Consider the following 17,177-nt stretch of genomic DNA (forward strand, 5'->3'; position numbering starts at 1 on the left):
TAATGGGTCATGGACAAGCGAATCTATCCTCAACCCATTGAAACCATCTCGAGCCCGGAAGCGGTCACCCGGAAAGGCTTCAACGATGCCAAAAAGGCCGTCGAAGCGCTGAAGACGGTCTACGAGCGCAATACCGCCTTCCTGCGCGACGCCTTCGCCCAGGTGTCTTCCACTGGGGCAAGCAACCACCGCTACCGCGCCTTCTATCCTGAAATCAGCGTTTCCACCTCCTCCTTCGCGCAGATCGACACGCGGCTCGCCTTCGGCCATGTGCCGTCGCCGGGCACCTATTCCGCCACGGTTACGCGGCCGGATCTTTTTGAGAACTATCTGACGGAACAGCTCGACCTCATCATCCGCAATCACGGGGTGGAGGTGACTGTGGCTGAATCGGAGGTGCCTATCCCCCTCCACTTTGCCTTTACGAAGGACACCTATGTGGAGGCGTCCATCCCGGACCAGTTGAAGCGGCCTTTGCGCGACCTTTTCGACGTTCCCGATCTCAGCGCCATGGATGACGACATCGTCAACGGCACCCATGAGAGCACGCCGGGCGAGCCGATGCCGCTGGCGCCCTTCACCGCCCCGCGCATGGACTATTCCCTGCACCGGCTGTCGCACTACACGGCGACGGCGGCGGAGCACTTCCAGAACTTCGTGCTGTTCACCAACTACCAGTTCTATATCGATGAGTTCTGCGCCTTCGCGCGGGAGATGATGGCGGGCGGCGGCGGCGGTTACGATTGCTTCGTGGAGCCTGGCAACATCGTCACGCGCGCCGGTGAGGCGCCGCCGGAAACCGCGCTTCAGCGCCTGCCGCAGATGCCCGCTTATCACCTGAAGAAGGGCGACCATAGCGGCATCACCATGGTCAATATCGGCGTCGGTCCATCCAATGCCAAGACCATCACCGACCACATCGCGGTCCTGCGCCCGCATGCCTGGCTGATGCTCGGCCACTGCGCCGGCCTGCGCCACACACAGGCGCTCGGCGACTATGTGCTGGCGCACGCCTATGTGCGAGAGGATCACGTCCTCGATGACGACCTGCCGGTCTGGGTGCCGCTGCCGGCGCTTGCCGAGGTGCAGGTGGCGCTGCAGGAGGCGGTGGCGGAGATTACCGGGCTCTCGGGCTACGAATTGAAGCGCATCATGCGCACGGGCACGGTCGCCACCATCGATAACCGCAACTGGGAGCTGCGCGACCAGCGCGGACCGGTGCAGCGGCTTTCGCAGTCGCGGGCGATCGCGCTCGACATGGAGTCGGCGACGATTGCAGCCAACGGCTACCGCTTCCGCGTGCCCTACGGCACGCTTCTGTGCGTCTCCGACAAGCCGCTGCACGGCGAGTTGAAGCTGCCAGGCATGGCGACGGATTTTTATAAGCGGCAGGTGGCGCAGCATCTGAAGATCGGCATCCGCGCGGTGGAAAAGCTGGCCGCCATGCCGCCGGAAAGGCTGCATTCGCGCAAACTGCGAAGTTTTTCGGAGACGGCGTTTCAATAGGGCTCCTTCCGAGGACTGGCGCACACTATCGTTGCCACGCGCCCGGCTTCACCGTCTGCCTTTTGGTTCGACGAGTTCACCATGAGGTGAGTTGGGAAACGGGGCGCGTTGTCCGTGCCTCTCAGTTTAATTTAGTGGCGCGGGCAACGCGCCCGCCGGCCGCTGTCCCGCCGTCGACCGGTCTAAGGGTCCTTCAAGCGACACCGCTCGCCCATCCCCTGGGCTTGCGACGCCGGACCCCGCGCCTTTTCCGCGCCCAGGGGAGTTGGGGAAATGGCGCTGGCTTGTCCGATGGCTCTGCTCTTAAAAGCAACGAGCGGCCCTAGCCTCGACCGCGTCTTCGCCGTTTACCCTGGCGGCCATGCTCGCCCGGCGTGCCCTTCAGAAGCAGCGACCATAAGACATGGTCGGCAACGCCTGGCGGGCCGGGGATCAGCAGCGTGGTGAGCTTGCGGGAAAGGTCGGGGTCGTTCTCGTCCGGCGGAATGTCGGGCGGCGGATGACGCTTGCGGAAGGCAAGTCTTTTGAAAAAATCTCTATACATGAGCTCGAAGACCAGTCCAAAATAGCCTTGGCATCAAACGCGAAGATTTCAGTTGGCATTTGAGCTTTTCTCAATCGGAGGCAACTGATGCGGCGACTTCCTTCCCTGCGCGGGCTGCAGGCCTTCGAAGCGGTGGCGCGGGCTGGCAATCTCGCCGGCGCGGCGGAGGCGCTCCGCATCACGCCGAGCGCAGTGAGCCACCGGATTCGCGGGCTGGAGGAAGAACTGGGTGTGCAGCTGCTGCGGCGGACGCCCAGCGGACTGAGCCTGACCGAGGCGGGGCGCCGATACCGGAGCGGTGTCGAGGACGCCTTCGCCCAGCTTGCCCAGGCTACGAGCGACCTGCTCGGCCCCGACCTTTCGCGGCCGCTGACGGTGAGCCTCACCTCCGAGGTCGGCATCCGGTGGCTGATGCCCCGGTTTCACCGCTTCCGGGAACTGCATCCGGACATCGACATCGCCATTCTCAGCACCTACAGGCCCGTAGACTTTTCTGCCGGTGAGGCAGACCTGGCGCTGCGCTGGGGTGCAGGGGACTGGCCCGGACTACAGGCTGAGCCGGTCCTGCGCTTTAGCGTGACGCCTCTTTGCGCACCGGACCTCAGGCAAGAGGTAAGCGACCTCACGCCAGCCGAAATGGTGGAGAAATACGTTCTGATAAGGGACATCCACGACAGCTATGACGAATGGGATGTCTGGCTGCAGGCAGCGGGTGCCGACGATGCCAGGCCCGCGCGTCAGCTGCGGTTCGAGGATTACTCAATGGCGATAAAGGCAGCAATCGACGGACAAGGAGTTGTCCTCGGCTATCTCGGCTATGTCGAGGCCGAGACAACCGCCGGCACACTGGTGCAACCGTTCGACCTGACCGTGCCGGTGAAGAAGGGCTACCATCTCATCTATCCGGAGGAGCGTCTGAACGATCCCAGGGTCCGCGCCTTCCGGGACTGGGTGATCTCGGAGAGAGAGCCGGCACTGGGGAGGCAATAAGGGTAATCATCCGCCTCCTTGCTCCCGCCGCAATCGAGCCGTTACAAACGCCTCATGTACGACAGTCGGCGCCTTCTCCCTCTCCTCGCCCTTTCGGCGACGCTGCTCACCGTGCCGCTGGTGATGGGGTACTGGGGCACGGTGCATCCGGCTTTCGATTCGCTGGCGCATTTCCGGGTGCACCTGGCGGCGCTGGTGGTGATTTTGGCGCTGCCCTTGCTTTTCGCTCGCGGATGGCGGCGCATCGGACTTGCAGCGGTCGTGCTCGGGGGTGCGGCGATCACATCGGTGACGGCGCTGCCGGCAGGCGAGGTGCATGCAGGGGGGGAGATGGGGGCTGCGCGTTATCGGCTGTTGCAGCTCAACCTGCGCTACGACAACCGTACGCCAAGGGAGGTGCTCTCCCTCATCGGCCGCACGCAGCCGGACGTGGTGACGCTGAACGAGGTCTCGTCCGCCTGGCTGCCGGAACTGCAACTGGTCGAGAATGCCTATCCGCACCGCATCGTCTGCCAACCGCCCTCACCCATCGGCGGCGTGGCGATCCTGTCGCGAAGGCCGTTTTTGCACCCGTCCAGGGCGCAGTGCTTCGACCGGGGCTCGCTGGCGATTGCCACGGTGAATTTCGGCGGCGCGGCGGTCGATGTCGCGGCGATCCATCTGGGCTGGCCGTGGCCGTTCGAGCAGTCATGGCAGATAGACGATGTGGTTCCCGTTCTCGAGCGGCTGTCGGCGTCGGCCATCATCGCAGGCGACCTCAACGCCGCTCCCTGGAGCCTGACAGCACGGCGTGTGGCGGCAGCGGGCGGGCTGACGTCAGTCGGCAATGTCGGCCCGACATGGCTGGTGCGGTCCGCGCCGGATTTCCTCCGGCGCTTTGCCGGACTGCCAATCGACAACATTTTCACGAAGGGCCGCGTGGTGCCGATCGCCACGAGGCGGTTCGAAAGTGTCGGCTCCGATCACCTGCCTGTGTTGCTGGAGTTCGCGGTGAGGCCGGAGGAAGAAGCGGCCGAGGTGATGCAGGCAAGAATTGCAGGGGAGTAGTACAAACGGTCTTGATCGTTTTGTCTATCGGAGCGGTTCAGGCATGAATCCTCGGGCTTGGCTCGAGGATCCATGCCGGAACATCGGCCGCGCCACCTGCCCTCACATATTCTGGTAGACAGGCCCCTCGCCGCCCTGCGGTGGGACCCAGTTGATGTTCTTGTTCGGGTCCTTGATGTCGCAGGTTTTGCAGTGCACGCAGTTCTGCGCGTTGATGACGAAGCGGGCGTCAACGTTCTCGCGCAGAGCGTCGGCGGTGAGCGCGTTGCCTTCGGCATCCACCCATTCATAGACGCCGGCCGGGCAGTAGCGCGCCGAGGGGCCGGCAAAGACGGCATATTCCGAAGCCCTCTGCAGATCCATATCCTTCACCTTAAGGTGCACCGGCTGGTTCTCCTCATGGTTGGTGTTGGACAGGAACACCGAGGACAGGCGATCGAAGGTGAGGACGCCGTCGGGCTTGGGGTAATCGATGGGGCTGTACTTTTCGGCGGGCTCCAGGGTTTCCGAATCGGTCTTGCCGTGCCGCAGGGTGCCGAGCGGGGAGAAGCCGAAGAGCGTATTGAGCCACATGTCGATGCCGCCGATGGCGACGCCGGCATAGGTGCCGAAGCGCGACCACAACGGCTTGACGTTACGCACCTTCTTCAGGTCCTTGCCGATGTCGGAGGCGCGCCAGGCTTGCTCGTAGGAGGACAACTCGTCGTTAGCGCGGCCGGAGGCTATGGCCTCGGCCACGTGCTCGGCGGCCAGCATGCCCGACAGCACCGCATTATGCGAGCCTTTGATGCGCGGCACGTTGACGAGGCCGGCCGAGCAGCCCATCAGGACGCCGCCCGGAAAAGCCATCTTCGGCACAGACTGGAAGCCGCCCTCGGTGATGGCGCGGGCGCCGTAGGAGAGGCGCTTTCCCCCCTCGAAAGTCTCGCGGATGGCGGGATGCGTCTTGAAACGCTGGAATTCCTCGAAGGGCGCGAGATAGGGATTCTTGTAGTTTAGGTGGACGACGAAGCCGACGGCCACGAGGTTGTCGTCGAAATGATAGAGGAAGGAGCCGCCGCCGGTTTTCTGGTCGAGTGGCCAGCCGAAGGAGTGCTGGACGAGGCCGGGCTTGTGGTTCTCCGGCTTCACCTCCCACAATTCCTTCAGGCCGATACCGAATTTTTGCGGCTCACGGCCTTCGGCCAGGCCGTATTTGGCGATCAGCTCCTTGGCAAGGGAGCCGCGCGCGCCCTCGCCGATCAGCACGTACTTGCCGAGAAGTTCCATGCCCGGCTGGTAGCCGGGGCCGTGGGTGCCGTCGCGCTCGACGCCCATGTCGCCGGTGGCAACGCCAATGACGGAGCCTTCTTCATTGTAGAGCACTTCGGCGGCGGCGAAGCCGGGATAGACCTCGACGCCGAGCGCCTCGGCTTTCTCGGCGAGCCAGCGGCAGACATTGCCGAGCGAGACGATGTAGTTGCCGTGGTTGTTCATTAAGGGCGGCATCAACATATTCGGCAGGCGGGCGGAGCCGGCCGGCCCCAGAAGCAGGAACCGGTCGTCCGTGACTTCGGTCTTGAAAGGATGGTCGGACTCCTCGCGCCAGCCGGGCAGAAGCCGGTCGATGCCGATGGGGTCGACCACGGCACCGGAGAGGATGTGGGCGCCGACTTCGCCGCCCTTTTCGAGCACGACGACGGAAAGCTCGGGATTGAGCTGCTTCAGCCTGATCGATGCCGCCAGCCCCGCCGGCCCCGCGCCGACGATCACGACATCGAATTCCATGCTCTCGCGTTCGCTCATCCAATCCTCCACGGGTCGCCACGATGGCTGCCTTGTCCGGCCCGGCTATAGCGCATCGGGTCAAGCGGTTAAACCGCCACGGTCGCGCGGGAAAGCAATTCCTTGCGCCTATCACGGGGCTCGCCCGAAAATTTTTACTAACACGTAAAAGTAAATTTGCGCAAAGGGTGCCTCACCGCTCTATGCGGAATGTATTGGCGGATGCGCGTTTTTCCCACCCCGCCCTCTCCAGCGCCGGCACGCTGTCCTCGGCCGCCGGGTATCCGAGGCAGAGGTAGCCGATGAAACTCCATGCGGGCGGTACGTCGAGTGCTGCGATGACGTCCTTCGGTTCCAGGATCGAGACCCAGCCGAGGCCCACGCCCTCGGCACGGGCCAGGAGCCAGAGCGTGTAGACCGCCATTACCGCCGAATATTCGATCATCTCCGGCATGGTGCGGCGCCCCAGGCCGTGGCCCTGCCCGGTCGAGCGGTCCGCGAACACCGCCACGTGGCAAGGCGCCTCGTCCAGGCCCGCCAGTTTCAGGCGTGCATAGCGGCCGGCGCGCTCGGACGGCTGGGCCGCAAGGGCCTTGGCGTTGCAGCGCTCGAAATTCTCCCTGATCATGGCGCGCCGCTCGGCGCTCCTGACGATGACGAAGCGCCAGGGCTGGCTCAACCCCACGGACGGCGCGAGGGAGGCGGAATCGAGGAGACGTTCCAGAAGACCGCCGGGCAGCGGCTCGGGCCGGAAACGCCGCACATCGCGGCGCCAGGAGAAAAGGTCCCTGAGCTTCTCCCGGAACGCCGCGTCGAAGGCCGGCGGTTCGGTGGAAGGACCGGCATTGCGGAAGGATGCGGCCTTGCTCATCGTTCCATTCCTCGCTCCGGCGTCCTTGTCCTAGGCGTCTCGAATAGCTTCAAAAGAGCGCGGCGGCAAACTCCTTGCGCCGGGGGCACTATCAGATGAACGCCGTTGTGCGGTATAATCACTTGTGCCCGCAAGGGCGGGCACGGGAGGCACTGCAATGCGTGGCATTGCGCGATGGGCAGCGGCCATCGCTGCTGTTTTCCTGCTGGGCGCGGGCCCGGCGGACGACGGGCGCTGGCTCGCCGGCGGCTATTCCTTCTCCGACGAGCGCGGCGGCTTCCGCATTCGGGCGATTGACGGCAGCGGCACCAGGGACGATCCGGTGGTGCTGACACAGGAGCTTTATTCAGCGAGTTCGGTGGTGCTCGTCATCCGCGAGGTCGCGCGGCCCCCGCCGCAGCCTGGGGCCGTGCACTATGCCGGCACGCGGCTTTATCTCAAGCTGGAGACGGTGAATGCGAGCGGGCTTGCCTGGATCGAGTTCGCCTACGAATTGCAGGAAAAGCCCGGGCTGCCTAGTACCTATGGCGACGGCCTTTCCTTCGACCAAAGGCGCACGCAAGGGGACGCCGTCTCCTCCGACGCCTTTTCCGCCCACAAACGTGACTTCGAGCCGCACGATAGGCTCCTGTTCAGCAAAGGCAAAAGCGATCCTGGAGAGATGGCATCCTTCTCCTTCCTCGTCACCGACCTGACGCCGGTCGCCACCTTCTATCTGGTGCAGGATCCGCGCATTCCCTTCTCGTGACCGGAGAATGCGGTTCAGCGCTTGCATTGGGCGGCCGGGCGGACGACATTCATGCCATGATGCCAATCCGCGACCCCGCGCAACTGCGCGACATTCTCTCCTTCTATGCCGATGCCGGTGCCGACGAGGCGCTGGCCGAGGAGACGCAAGACCGCTTTGCCCAGCCGAAGGAAGCGTCGGCGCCCGCGACGACCGGGGAGAAGAGGCCGGCGCGGGAAGCGCCCCCTGCCCCACCCAGGCAGGCGGTGCACGCCGCCGTCCCCGACGAGGCACAGGCCGCGTGGGCGCGCGCGCTTGCCCGCGAGGCTGGATCGCTGGAGGAATTGCAGGCAATCCTCGCCGATTTCGACGGCTGCAACCTGAAATACACGGCGAAGAACACGGTGTTCGCCGACGGCAACCCGGAAGCCGACCTGATGCTGGTGGGTGAGGCGCCGGGGCGCGACGAGGACCTGCAGGGACTGCCTTTCGTCGGCCGTTCGGGGAAGCTGCTCGACCGTATATTGGCTGCGATCGGCCGCGGCCGCACGAGCGCCTACATCTCCAACGTCATCCCCTGGCGGCCGCCCGGCAACCGCGATCCCTCGCCGCTCGAAACCGAGATTTGCCGCCCCTTCATCGAGCGGCATATCGAGCTGGCGAAGCCGAAGGTGCTGGTGACGCTCGGCAACCCATCCACAAAGCTTCTGCTCAACACGCAGACGGGCATCATGCGCATGCGCGGCACCTGGGCCGTCCACACCACTCCGGATGGGCAGGAAGTCCCGACGATGCCGACGCTGCACCCGGCCTATCTCCTGCGCAATCCGGCGCACAAGAAGCTCGCCTGGCGCGACTTCCTCGCCATCAAGGCGAAGCTTGAGGAATTGGGCGGCTGAGCGGGGATGCCCGGCCGGCGCGTGTCCGGCCGGGGCATGCGGCATTCAGGCGGCCACGGGAGCCGTCCGCAGGGCGGCGTATTGCAGCACCGCGAAGAGCGCCACGGCAAGTGCCTGGGCGGTAATGAAGGCCACGCCCAGAAGGTTGGGCGAGATGATGCCGGCGAGCATGATCGCGAGGCTTCCCACTACCCACAACGCATTGACCAGCACGATGTCGAGCACGAGAAGGCGCGGCGCGGCCTGGCGACGAGCGACCGTGATGAGGAGGGCGACGAAGGGGACGAGCGCGACGCCCGCCCAGAACAGAAGCGGGCCCGGCAGCGCCAGAAGCGGCCCGAGGATGCCAGCGCCAGCGATCATGAGCGCGGCGGCCGCGCCGCTGATTGCTGCGTCGGCCAGGAGTGCCTTGCGAAGGAAGGGGGGGATGGTGAGTGTCATTCTTCGGCTCCTGATGAAGGGTTTTGGGGCCGGCCGCGGTTTCGTCCCCAGCCGGTCGTGGGGAAGAATGGCGTAGAGGGTGCGGTGTGGCGATTACCTGGGAGGTAATGGTGTTTGCGCGGGCGCTTGGTTAGAGAGGTGGGGATGGACAAACAGACGGGTTTCACCCGATGCAGCAGAACATGGACATGGAACGGACGAACGTCGGCGGGCTGCTGCGGGAATGGCGGCAGCGGCGGCGGCTGAGCCAGCTTCACCTGGCGCTCGATGCGGGGGTCTCGCAGCGGCATTTGAGCTTCGTGGAAAGCGGGCGCGCCTTGCCCTCGCGCGACATGGTGTTGACGCTGGCGGAGAGCCTCTCGGTGCCGCTGCGCCAGCGCAACCGCCTGCTATTGGCGGCAGGCTATGCCCCCTCCTTTGCCGAGCGCGCGCTGGACGACCCGGCGCTGAAGCCGGCGATGGAAGCGGTACAGCGCGTGCTCGACGGCCACGCGCCCAACCCGGCGCTGGCCATCGACCGGCATTGGAACATGCTTGCCGCCAACGGCGCGCTCGCACCGCTCCTGCAGCCGGTGGAGGATAAATCGCTGCTTACCCCGCCCGCCAACGCGCTCAGAGTGAGCCTGCATCCCCGGGGCCTGGCGCCGTACATCGTCAATCTGGCGGAATGGCGGGCGCATGTGCTGGAGAGGCTGCGGCAGATCAACGACCAGGTGGCGGACCCAGCGCTCAGCGAACTGGAGCGGGAGCTTGCCGCTTATCCGGGCGCGCCGCATGGGCCGCAACGTGGTAAGGGGAATGCCATCGCCGTGCCTTTCCGCTTGCGGCTGGGCGGGGCGGAGCTCTCGTTCATCACAACAACCACGGTATTCGGCGCGCCGCTCGATGTGACGCTGTCGGAGCTTGCGATTGAAAGCTTTTTCCCCGCAGACGAGGCTACGGCGCGGTTTTTGAGAGAGGCGCAGGACGAGGAGCGGACGGGCTGAGACGCTGGCTGTTCGGCTGGCCTGATAGTGGTTGAATTTCGGCTATGGGCGGGAAGGCATCGTCCGCTGCTCCTTGGGTAAAGAGCTGCAGCGTGCCATTTGCTGTCCTGCTCCGCGCGTCTCGAAAGCCGCCATTCGCGGGCCGTCGGAGCTTCTCGAATTCCTGCGCCACCCACCGCGCGAACTTCATTAGTTCCGCCGAGTCCGCCTAGCTATTTTGGCTAGCTGGCGGGCCTATTCGGCGGGGCGTAAAGTGGTTTTTTGGTGCGTTCGGTTGTTGTGGGCGTACCGGTATTGAGACGGCAGCGCTCACCCCGACAAATGTGGGAGGATGAAATGCGCGTGTGGTCAATGTACTCCATGGCCGCTCTTGCCGGACTTGGCCTTTCTACGGCCGTCCTGGCAGCCGAAATGAGCGACGAGGAGCTGATCGAGAATGCAATGTCCGCGGCACCGGAGGCTGTGGCGCGCGACGCGACGATCATCGCGATGGACGAAAACGGCGAGATGCGGACGCTGAGGCAGGGAACAACCAACTTCACTTGCATGGCGGACGATCCGGGTCCCGGCAACAATCCGATGTGCCTGGACCAGAATGCCATGGCCTGGGCGGAGGCCTGGATGAACAAGACAGAACCGCCAAAGGGCAAAGTGGGATTCGGCTATATGCTGGCAGGCGGTGCAACGCCGAGTAATGTCGATCCCTTTGCCGAACCGGCTGAAGGCGCAGAGCTGGCGCAGGAGCCGCCGCACGTCATGATCTTCAGCCTGCCAGAAATCCCGGCGGATTATCCCCAGCCCGGAGATACACCGGACATGTCGCAGCCTTGGGTCATGTGGGCAGGAACGCCCTACGAGCACCTTATGCTGCCAGTCGAATAGGGCTTTCGATCGGCGCGGCGGACCCGCATAACCCGCCTCGCCGATCTCCTCCCCGACACCGCATCGCGAAATGGGCTGATGAAGGGCCGCTCAGGGCTCAATCGAGCCATTCATTGCGGCTATCGTAAATGACGGCAAGGGGTCAAAAACCCGAAATTCAACTGAAACACTACTGCGGAATTCCACCTTCCACCGGTGGAGGATGCGGCACTAGCAGACTCCGCCCTACCCGCCCGGCGGCACGAACCTTCGGGCGGCGACGCGTTTGAGGCCGAGTTGGCGTTCGCGCCAGATGATGAAAAGGCCGGCGCCGACGACGATGGCGCCGCCGACGAGCGTGTAGACGGTGGGAATGTCGCCGAAGGCGAAATATCCGACGACGATGGCGAGGATCATCGAAGTGTATTCGAAGGGGGCGATGGTGGAGAGCTCGGCGTGGCGGTAACACTGGGTCATCAGGATCTGCGCCACACCGCCGCAGATGCCGGCACCGACCAGCGCCAGGTATTGCCAGCGCGTCAGCGCTTCCCAGCCGAAGGGGATTGTAAATAACGAGACGACTGTTGCGGTGACGGAGAACCAGAGGACGATGGTCGCCGTCTTCTCCGTTGTCACCAGCCGGCGCACCAGAAGCATGGCGACCGCCGAGGCGGCCGCGCCGCCCAGGATGGCGATGACGCCGAGAGCCTGGCCCTCCTCCAGGCCCGTAGCCCCCGTCAAAAGCGTAAGCTTGGGCCAGGCGATGATGACAACGCCGACGAAGCCCACAAGCACGGCGCTCCAGCGGTAAAGGCGTACCACCTCGCCGATGAAGATGGCGCTGAAGACGACGACGATCAGCGGCTGCGCGTAATTGAGCGTGATGGCATCAGGCAGGGGCAGGCGTGTCAGGCCGAAGAAGCTGAGCCCCATGGCGGCGACACCGATCAGGCCGCGCATGATATGGCCCATGGGGCGCGTAGTGTGGAAGGCGGTCGTGAGCTCCTTCCGCCAGGCCAGCATGACGAGGATCGGGAAGATGGCGAAGAAGGAGCGGAAGAAGACGATCTGTCCGGCCGGCACGGTGCCGGCCGATTTGATCAGGGAGGACATGGCGACGAAGATCGCCACCGATATGATCTTGAGCGTTATACCGACGAGCGGCCTGCGCTGGGAGGCGAGATCGGTGGCGGCGACGGCCATGGCTGCTCACCTGCCCGGCCGCGCGGGGTGCGCCGGCCGGACGTTTCGCGTGCATTCGTCGGATGGCGTCACCGCGTCCCTTGCGCCTCCGCGATGGCGTTCCACACGCGTGACGGCGTGGTCGGCATCTCGATGTGGGAGATGCCGTAGGCGCGGTAGAGCGCGTCTGTCACGGCGTTGAGAACGGCCGGGGTGGAGCCGACGGTGCCGGCCTCGCCGGCGCCTTTCATTCCGAGTGCATTGGTGGTGGAAGGCACGTTGCGCGTCTCGAAATGGATGAGCGGTAGAATGTCGGCGCGCGGCATGGAATAGTCCATAAAGCTCGCGGTTATGAGCTGCCCGTCCTCCGAATAGATCGTCTCCTCCGTCAGCGCCTGGCCGACACCCTGGGCAATGCCGCCGTGGATCTGGCCGGCGAGCAGGATCGGATTGGCCGTGGCGCCGAAATCGTCGACCACTGTATAGGCCACTATCTCCGTCTTGCCGGTGCCTGGATCGACCTCAACTTCGCAGATATGGGTGCCGTTCGGATAGGTCGGCTCCTCCTGGCGGAAATCGCCGAGGCCCTTGATGTCGTCCGGGTTCTTCGCCGCCTTGGCGATGGCAGCGAAATCCATCGCCCGGTCAGTGCCGACGATGCGGGCCGTGCCGTCGACGAGCTCGATGTCGGCGGGCGAGGCTTCCAGCTCGTCGGCGGCGATCTTCCTGATCTTCTCGGCCAGGTTCTCGCCGGCACGCGCCGCCGAGACACCACCGATGGGAATGGAGCGCGAGCCGCCTGTGCCGCCGCCCGATTCCAGCTCGTCCGTGTCGCCCTGGCGGACATGGATCTTGTCGATGTCGATGTTGAGCTTCTCGGCGATGAATTGGGCATAGGCGGTGGCGTGGCCCTGGCCGTTCGACTGGGTGCCGATGGCAAGAGTGACCGTGCCGTCGCCGTTCAAGGTGAGGTGCGCCGGCTCGGAACCGGGGAAGGCGCAGGCCTCGATATAGGTGGCCATGCCGATGCCGCGGATGCGGCCGCGCTTCTTGGCCTCATCGAGCCGTTCCTCAAAGCTCGCCCAGCCGGCGCGCTCCATGGCCTGCGTCATGTGGCCGTCGAGTTCGCACCGGTCGTAGGTGCGGCCGCCGGGCGTGACGTAGGGGAACTGCTCCGGCTTGATGAAGTTACGGCGGCGGATCTCCTCGCGCGGGATATCGAGCTGCCGCGCGCATTCGTCGACCAGCTTCTCGATCAGAAGGGCCGCCTCCGGCCGTCCTGCCCCGCGATAGGCGTCGACCGGGCAGGTGTTGGTGTAGACGCCTTTGACCGTGGCGCTGAGCGGCTGGATGTCATAGACGCCGGTCGCCATCGTCACACCGCCTGTGGGGATCAGGGGGCCGAACTGGTGGATGTAGGCGCCCATATTTGCCAGCACCTCGATGCGCAGGCCGAGGAAACGGCCGTTGCCGTCGAGCGCCATCTCGGCGGTGACGACGTTATCGCGGCCCTGGCTATCCGTCAGGAAATGCTCGCCGCGGTCGCCGTTCCACTTCACCGGCCCGCCCAGGCGCTTGGCCGCCTCCATCACCAGCGCATATTCGCGATAGGTGAAGGCCTTGGTGCCGAAGCCGCCGCCAACGTCGGGAGTAATGACCCGCAGCTTCTCCTTCGGAAGCTTGAAGACCACATCGGCAAGCACCGACCGCATCATGTGCACGCCCTGTGAGCCGGTGGTGAGGACGAAACGGTCCTCGTCGTCGCGCCATTCGGCAATCGCCGCGCGCGGCTCCATGTAGTTGGCGACGAGCCGGTTGTTGATGAATGAGACCTTGACGACGTGCTCGGCATTGTCGAAGGCTTCCTTCGTCTTCTCCTTGTCGCCCTGATGGTAGAGGAAGGCCTGGTTGGAGCCGAGCTCGGGCCACACCAGCGGTGCATCCCCGGCGAGAGCCTCCGCCGTGCCGGCCACCGCCTCCTCGTCCTCGTAGTCGATTTCGATCAGTTCGGCGGCGTCCTGTGCCTGGGCACGCGTATCGGCAACGACGAACGCCACGGCGTCGCCCACATAGTTCACGCGGTCGCGGCACAAGATCGGAATGTCACGCGTCGGCGGAACGGTGCCATCAGGCTGCTCCTGCATCATGCCGCTCTTGAGGTCGCCGAGATGGGCCGTGTCGGCGCCGGTCAGCACCAAATGCACGCCTGGGGCGGCCTGTGCGGCTTCCAACGAGGCTACGGTGAATTTTGCCTTGGCCACGGGCGAGCGCAGCACATAACCGTGCAGCGTGCCGGCCGGGGTGATGTCGTCCGTGTAGCGGCCCTTACCGGTGATAAAGGTCTCGTCTTCCTTGCGCAGCACGGATGCGCCCATGCCGAATTTCGGTGTGAGAACCGTCATGCCGGGATTCCTTGCGTGTTTTGGGGCGTGTTATGGAGCGAGTGAAGTGGAAACATCTGGAGACATTCTGATGGAGACAGTTTTGTCGACGGGCGGCATCGTGTAAAGAGCCACACTTGAATTTGTTGGGCCAATCGGCGCGCGATGCCAGTGGCCGAGGGGAGTAAAGCATGCGCACCGATACCGGCCAAGCGTTCCGTCTCGAAGACTACCGCCAGAGTGACTACCTCATTCCCGAGTTGGAGATGATCTTCCGGCTGGACCCGGAAAAGACGCTGGTGACGACAAAGCTCCTCATCGAGCGGCGCGACGGCGTGGCGGCGGACGTACCACTGGTGCTCGATGGCGACGGGCTGAAGCTGGAGAAGCTCTTGATCGACGGGGGAGCCGTCGAGCACAACGACCACGAGGCGACGGCGGATAGCCTGACGATCACCCGGCTGCCGCGGCAATCCCGCTTCGAGGTGACTATCGTCACGCGCCTTGCGCCGGCGCAGAACAAGGCGCTGATGGGCCTTTACGTGTCAAACGGCGTCTACTGCACACAGTGCGAGGCGGAGGGCTTCCGCCGCATCAGCTATTTCCTCGACAGGCCGGACGTCCTGAGCACCTACCGCGTGCGCATCGAGGCACGGGAGAAGGAAGCGCCGCTCCTGCTTTCGAACGGGAATCCCGCCGAAAGCGGGGCGCTGGAAGACGGCTGGCACTACGCGGTCTGGCACGACCCCTTTCCCAAGCCCTCCTATCTCTTTGCGCTGGTGGCCGGGGACCTGAGCGCGGTGCGCGACCGTTTCGTCACCATGTCGGGCCGCGGTGTCGACCTTGCCATCTATGTTGAGCACGGCAAGGAGGCGCGCGCGGCTTATGCGATGGATGCACTGAAGCGCTCCATGCGCTGGGATGAAGAGCGCTTCGGGCGCGAATACGACCTCGACGTCTTCAACATCGTCGCCGTCTCCGATTTCAACATGGGCGCGATGGAGAACAAGGGACTCAACGTCTTCAATGACAAATACGTGCTGGCCGACCCGGAGACCGCAACTGACGCGGACTTCGCCAATATCGAGGCCATCATCGCGCACGAGTATTTCCACAATTGGACAGGCAACAGAATCACTTGCCGCGATTGGTTCCAGCTTTGCTTGAAGGAGGGGCTGACAGTCTATCGCGACCACGAATTCTCCGCCGACCAGCGCTCGCGCGCGGTCAAGCGCATCAGTGAGGTGCGCACCTTGCGCGCGCATCAGTTCCCCGAGGATCAGGGACCGCTGGCGCATCCGGTGCGCCCGCGCCGCTACCGCGAGATCAACAATTTCTACACAGCCACCGTCTATGAGAAGGGTTCCGAAGTGGTGCGCATGATCCGCACCATCCTTGGTGCGGACACCTTCCGTGCCGGCATGGACCTCTATTTCGAACGCCACGACGGCCAAGCCGTCACCATCGAGGATTTTGTCGCCTGCTTCGAAAAGGCGTCGGGCAAAGACCTCACGCAGTTCGCGCTCTGGTACCACCAGGCGGGCACGCCGAATGTTACCGTCGCCACGAGCTACGACGCTCGCGCCAGAGAATACACGCTGGAGGTCGAGCAGTCGGTACCGCCAACACCGTCCGAGGCGCGCAAGCGGCTGATGCATATTCCCCTCGCCTTCGGCCTCGTCGGCCCGGACGGGCAGGATATGGCGTATGACGGCGTCGAGGGCGCGGAGGTGGAAGACGGCGTCATCCACCTCAGGAAGCGTCGCCACATCGTCCGCTTCAAGGGTGTTCAGGCGCGGCCTGTAGCCTCGCTCAACCGCGGCTTTTCCGCTCCAATCACGCTGTCTCTGGTGATGCGCCAGAAAGACCGCCTGTTCCTTGCCTGCCACGACAACGACCTGTTTTCACGCTGGGAGGCACTCAATACGCTCTTCACCGAGGCGCTGATCGATGCTTCGACGCGCGTCCGCGGCGGCAAGAGCGCCGACTTTGACACGACGCTGCTCGGCTACCCGGCGGAGATTGCGGCGGACGAGGGCCTGGAGGCTGCTTACCGGGCACTGGCGCTGACGCTGCCCGCAGAGGCCGACATCGCCCGTGAAATCGGCAGCAACATCGATCCCGACGCCATCGGCAGGGCAAGGGAGGCGCTGCGGAAGGCGATCGCGCGGGAGGCGCAGGAGACGTTTGCACGGGTCTACAGAGACTTGGGAGACGACGGCCCCTTCAGCCCTGACGCCAAAAGCGCCGGTCGGCGGGCGCTACGCAACGTTCTCCTCGAATACATGGCCGCGGGCTCCGGCGATCCGGCATCCGCCGTGCGGCAATTCGAGACCGCGAGCAGCATGGCAGACCGGGCAGCCGCCCTTTCGGTGTTGGCGCACCAGTTTCCGGGCGGCGATGCGGCCCGTGCGGCGCTTGCCGCCTTCGAGGAGCGCTACCGCGACAATCCGCTGGTGCTCGACAAGTGGTTCATCGTGCAGGCAACCACGCCCGGCGGGAAGACCGTCGATCTGGTGCGGGAGCTGATGGAGCATCCCGCCTTCTCGCTCACCAATCCCAACCGCGTGCGCTCTCTTATCGGCACCTTCGCCTCGAGCAACCAGACCGGCTTTCACCGCTCCGACGGCGAGGGCTACCGTTTCCTGGCCGACGCGGTGCTGGCGGTGGAGAAGCACAACCCGCAGGTGGCAGCGCGCCTCGCCGTCGCCTTCCGCTCCTGGCGCTCGCTGGAAAAGGGCCGGCAGGAGGAGGCGCGCAAGGCACTCGCCCGCATCGCCGGCGAAAAGGAGCTTTCGCGCGATCTGCGCGATATCGTCGAGCGGACGCTGGCTTAGCTGGCTTAGATTGTAGCCGGAAGCGACGGAGCACCTTCGCGCGCGCCTCTCAATATCCAGCAACTCAATTTTCCCCTGCCCCTCTGGACAAGGCGAATCACCTCTGATTCTTTATAGGTGATTCGCGGGTAGGCGTAGGCG

14 protein-coding genes are annotated in these 17,177 nt (G+C 64.6%); 8 read left to right on the forward strand and 6 right to left on the reverse strand.

The genetic code is table 11. From position 1 onward, the window contains the following. The first annotated feature begins 9 nt into the window (after positions 1-9). Complete coding sequence (locus N5A92_RS13415) at positions 10-1,506, forward strand: AMP nucleosidase (protein WP_260903445.1); 1,497 nt, start codon at positions 10-12, stop codon at positions 1,504-1,506. Positions 1,507-1,828: 322 nt separating this feature from the next. On the opposite strand, the gene N5A92_RS13420 is transcribed toward N5A92_RS13415, so the two are convergent. Further along, on the reverse strand, positions 1,829-2,050 hold the full coding sequence (locus N5A92_RS13420; RefSeq protein WP_260903447.1) for a hypothetical protein: 222 nt from the start codon (positions 2,048-2,050) through the stop codon (positions 1,829-1,831). 87 nt (positions 2,051-2,137) lie between these two features. Between N5A92_RS13420 and N5A92_RS13425 the strand changes: the two genes are divergently transcribed. Together N5A92_RS13425 and N5A92_RS13430 are read left to right on the forward strand one after the other, a co-directional pair. Continuing rightward, positions 2,138-3,040: a LysR substrate-binding domain-containing protein gene (locus N5A92_RS13425; protein WP_260903448.1), complete on the forward strand. Its 903-nt coding sequence runs from the start codon at positions 2,138-2,140 to the stop codon at positions 3,038-3,040. 54 nt (positions 3,041-3,094) lie between these two features. Next, positions 3,095-4,087: an endonuclease/exonuclease/phosphatase family protein gene (locus N5A92_RS13430; protein WP_260903449.1), complete on the forward strand. Its 993-nt coding sequence runs from the start codon at positions 3,095-3,097 to the stop codon at positions 4,085-4,087. A 102-nt stretch (positions 4,088-4,189) separates the two neighbouring features. Here the strand turns inward: N5A92_RS13430 and N5A92_RS13435 are convergent, their stop codons facing one another. Continuing rightward, entirely contained in the window at positions 4,190-5,872 is a 1,683-nt protein-coding gene (locus N5A92_RS13435; protein ID WP_260903450.1) for an electron transfer flavoprotein-ubiquinone oxidoreductase, read from the reverse strand. A 172-nt stretch (positions 5,873-6,044) separates the two neighbouring features. After that, positions 6,045-6,722, reverse strand: a complete 678-nt coding sequence (gene bluB, locus N5A92_RS13440; RefSeq protein ID WP_260903452.1) for a 5,6-dimethylbenzimidazole synthase — start codon at positions 6,720-6,722, stop codon at positions 6,045-6,047. 157 nt (positions 6,723-6,879) lie between these two features. On the opposite strand from bluB, the gene N5A92_RS13445 reads away from it, so the two are divergent. Beyond that, positions 6,880-7,470, forward strand: coding sequence for a hypothetical protein (locus N5A92_RS13445; RefSeq protein WP_260903453.1), 591 nt, complete (start codon positions 6,880-6,882; stop codon positions 7,468-7,470). 56 nt (positions 7,471-7,526) lie between these two features. Then, a complete protein-coding gene (locus N5A92_RS13450; RefSeq protein WP_260903456.1) occupies positions 7,527-8,348 on the forward strand; it encodes a uracil-DNA glycosylase in 822 nt (273 codons plus the stop codon). Positions 8,349-8,393: 45 nt separating this feature from the next. On the opposite strand, the gene N5A92_RS13455 is transcribed toward N5A92_RS13450, so the two are convergent. Next, positions 8,394-8,789, reverse strand: a complete 396-nt coding sequence (locus N5A92_RS13455) for a hypothetical protein (RefSeq protein ID WP_260903459.1) — start codon at positions 8,787-8,789, stop codon at positions 8,394-8,396. 182 nt (positions 8,790-8,971) lie between these two features. Here N5A92_RS13455 and N5A92_RS13460 point away from each other — a divergent pair, with 182 nt between their 5' ends. Both N5A92_RS13460 and N5A92_RS13465 read left to right on the forward strand, forming a co-directional pair. Further along, positions 8,972-9,775: a helix-turn-helix domain-containing protein gene (locus N5A92_RS13460; protein ID WP_260903626.1), complete on the forward strand. Its 804-nt coding sequence runs from the start codon at positions 8,972-8,974 to the stop codon at positions 9,773-9,775. A 336-nt stretch (positions 9,776-10,111) separates the two neighbouring features. Further along, positions 10,112-10,657: a hypothetical protein gene (locus N5A92_RS13465; RefSeq protein ID WP_260903462.1), complete on the forward strand. Its 546-nt coding sequence runs from the start codon at positions 10,112-10,114 to the stop codon at positions 10,655-10,657. Between the two features lie 225 nt (positions 10,658-10,882). Here N5A92_RS13465 and N5A92_RS13470 read toward each other — a convergent pair whose 3' ends face one another. Further along, complete coding sequence (locus N5A92_RS13470) at positions 10,883-11,839, reverse strand: DMT family transporter (RefSeq protein WP_260903465.1); 957 nt, start codon at positions 11,837-11,839, stop codon at positions 10,883-10,885. Positions 11,840-11,907: 68 nt separating this feature from the next. Next, complete coding sequence (locus N5A92_RS13475) at positions 11,908-14,220, reverse strand: xanthine dehydrogenase family protein molybdopterin-binding subunit (RefSeq protein ID WP_260903468.1); 2,313 nt, start codon at positions 14,218-14,220, stop codon at positions 11,908-11,910. 170 nt (positions 14,221-14,390) lie between these two features. Here N5A92_RS13475 and pepN point away from each other — a divergent pair, with 170 nt between their 5' ends. Further along, positions 14,391-17,036 (forward strand): aminopeptidase N, encoded by a 2,646-nt coding sequence (pepN, locus tag N5A92_RS13480; RefSeq protein ID WP_260903470.1) that lies wholly within the window; start codon positions 14,391-14,393, stop codon positions 17,034-17,036. The last annotated feature ends 141 nt before the right edge of the window (positions 17,037-17,177 follow it).

Source organism: Chelativorans salis, from assembly GCF_025336525.1.
GTDB classification, from domain to species: Bacteria; Pseudomonadota; Alphaproteobacteria; order Rhizobiales; family Rhizobiaceae; genus Chelativorans; species Chelativorans salis.

Coding starts and splice junctions, on each gene's coding strand:
- N5A92_RS13415 (WP_260903445.1), top strand. CDS start 10: ATGGACAAGCGAATCTATCCTCAACCCATTGAAACCATCTCGAGCCCG.
- N5A92_RS13420 (WP_260903447.1), bottom strand. CDS start 2,050: ATGTATAGAGATTTTTTCAAAAGACTTGCCTTCCGCAAGCGTCATCCG.
- N5A92_RS13425 (WP_260903448.1), top strand. CDS start 2,138: ATGCGGCGACTTCCTTCCCTGCGCGGGCTGCAGGCCTTCGAAGCGGTG.
- N5A92_RS13430 (WP_260903449.1), top strand. CDS start 3,095: ATGTACGACAGTCGGCGCCTTCTCCCTCTCCTCGCCCTTTCGGCGACG.
- N5A92_RS13435 (WP_260903450.1), bottom strand. CDS start 5,872: ATGAGCGAACGCGAGAGCATGGAATTCGATGTCGTGATCGTCGGCGCG.
- bluB (WP_260903452.1), bottom strand. CDS start 6,722: ATGAGCAAGGCCGCATCCTTCCGCAATGCCGGTCCTTCCACCGAACCG.
- N5A92_RS13445 (WP_260903453.1), top strand. CDS start 6,880: ATGCGTGGCATTGCGCGATGGGCAGCGGCCATCGCTGCTGTTTTCCTG.
- N5A92_RS13450 (WP_260903456.1), top strand. CDS start 7,527: ATGATGCCAATCCGCGACCCCGCGCAACTGCGCGACATTCTCTCCTTC.
- N5A92_RS13455 (WP_260903459.1), bottom strand. CDS start 8,789: ATGACACTCACCATCCCCCCCTTCCTTCGCAAGGCACTCCTGGCCGAC.
- N5A92_RS13460 (WP_260903626.1), top strand. CDS start 8,972: ATGGACATGGAACGGACGAACGTCGGCGGGCTGCTGCGGGAATGGCGG.
- N5A92_RS13465 (WP_260903462.1), top strand. CDS start 10,112: ATGCGCGTGTGGTCAATGTACTCCATGGCCGCTCTTGCCGGACTTGGC.
- N5A92_RS13470 (WP_260903465.1), bottom strand. CDS start 11,839: ATGGCCGTCGCCGCCACCGATCTCGCCTCCCAGCGCAGGCCGCTCGTC.
- N5A92_RS13475 (WP_260903468.1), bottom strand. CDS start 14,220: ATGACGGTTCTCACACCGAAATTCGGCATGGGCGCATCCGTGCTGCGC.
- pepN (WP_260903470.1), top strand. CDS start 14,391: ATGCGCACCGATACCGGCCAAGCGTTCCGTCTCGAAGACTACCGCCAG.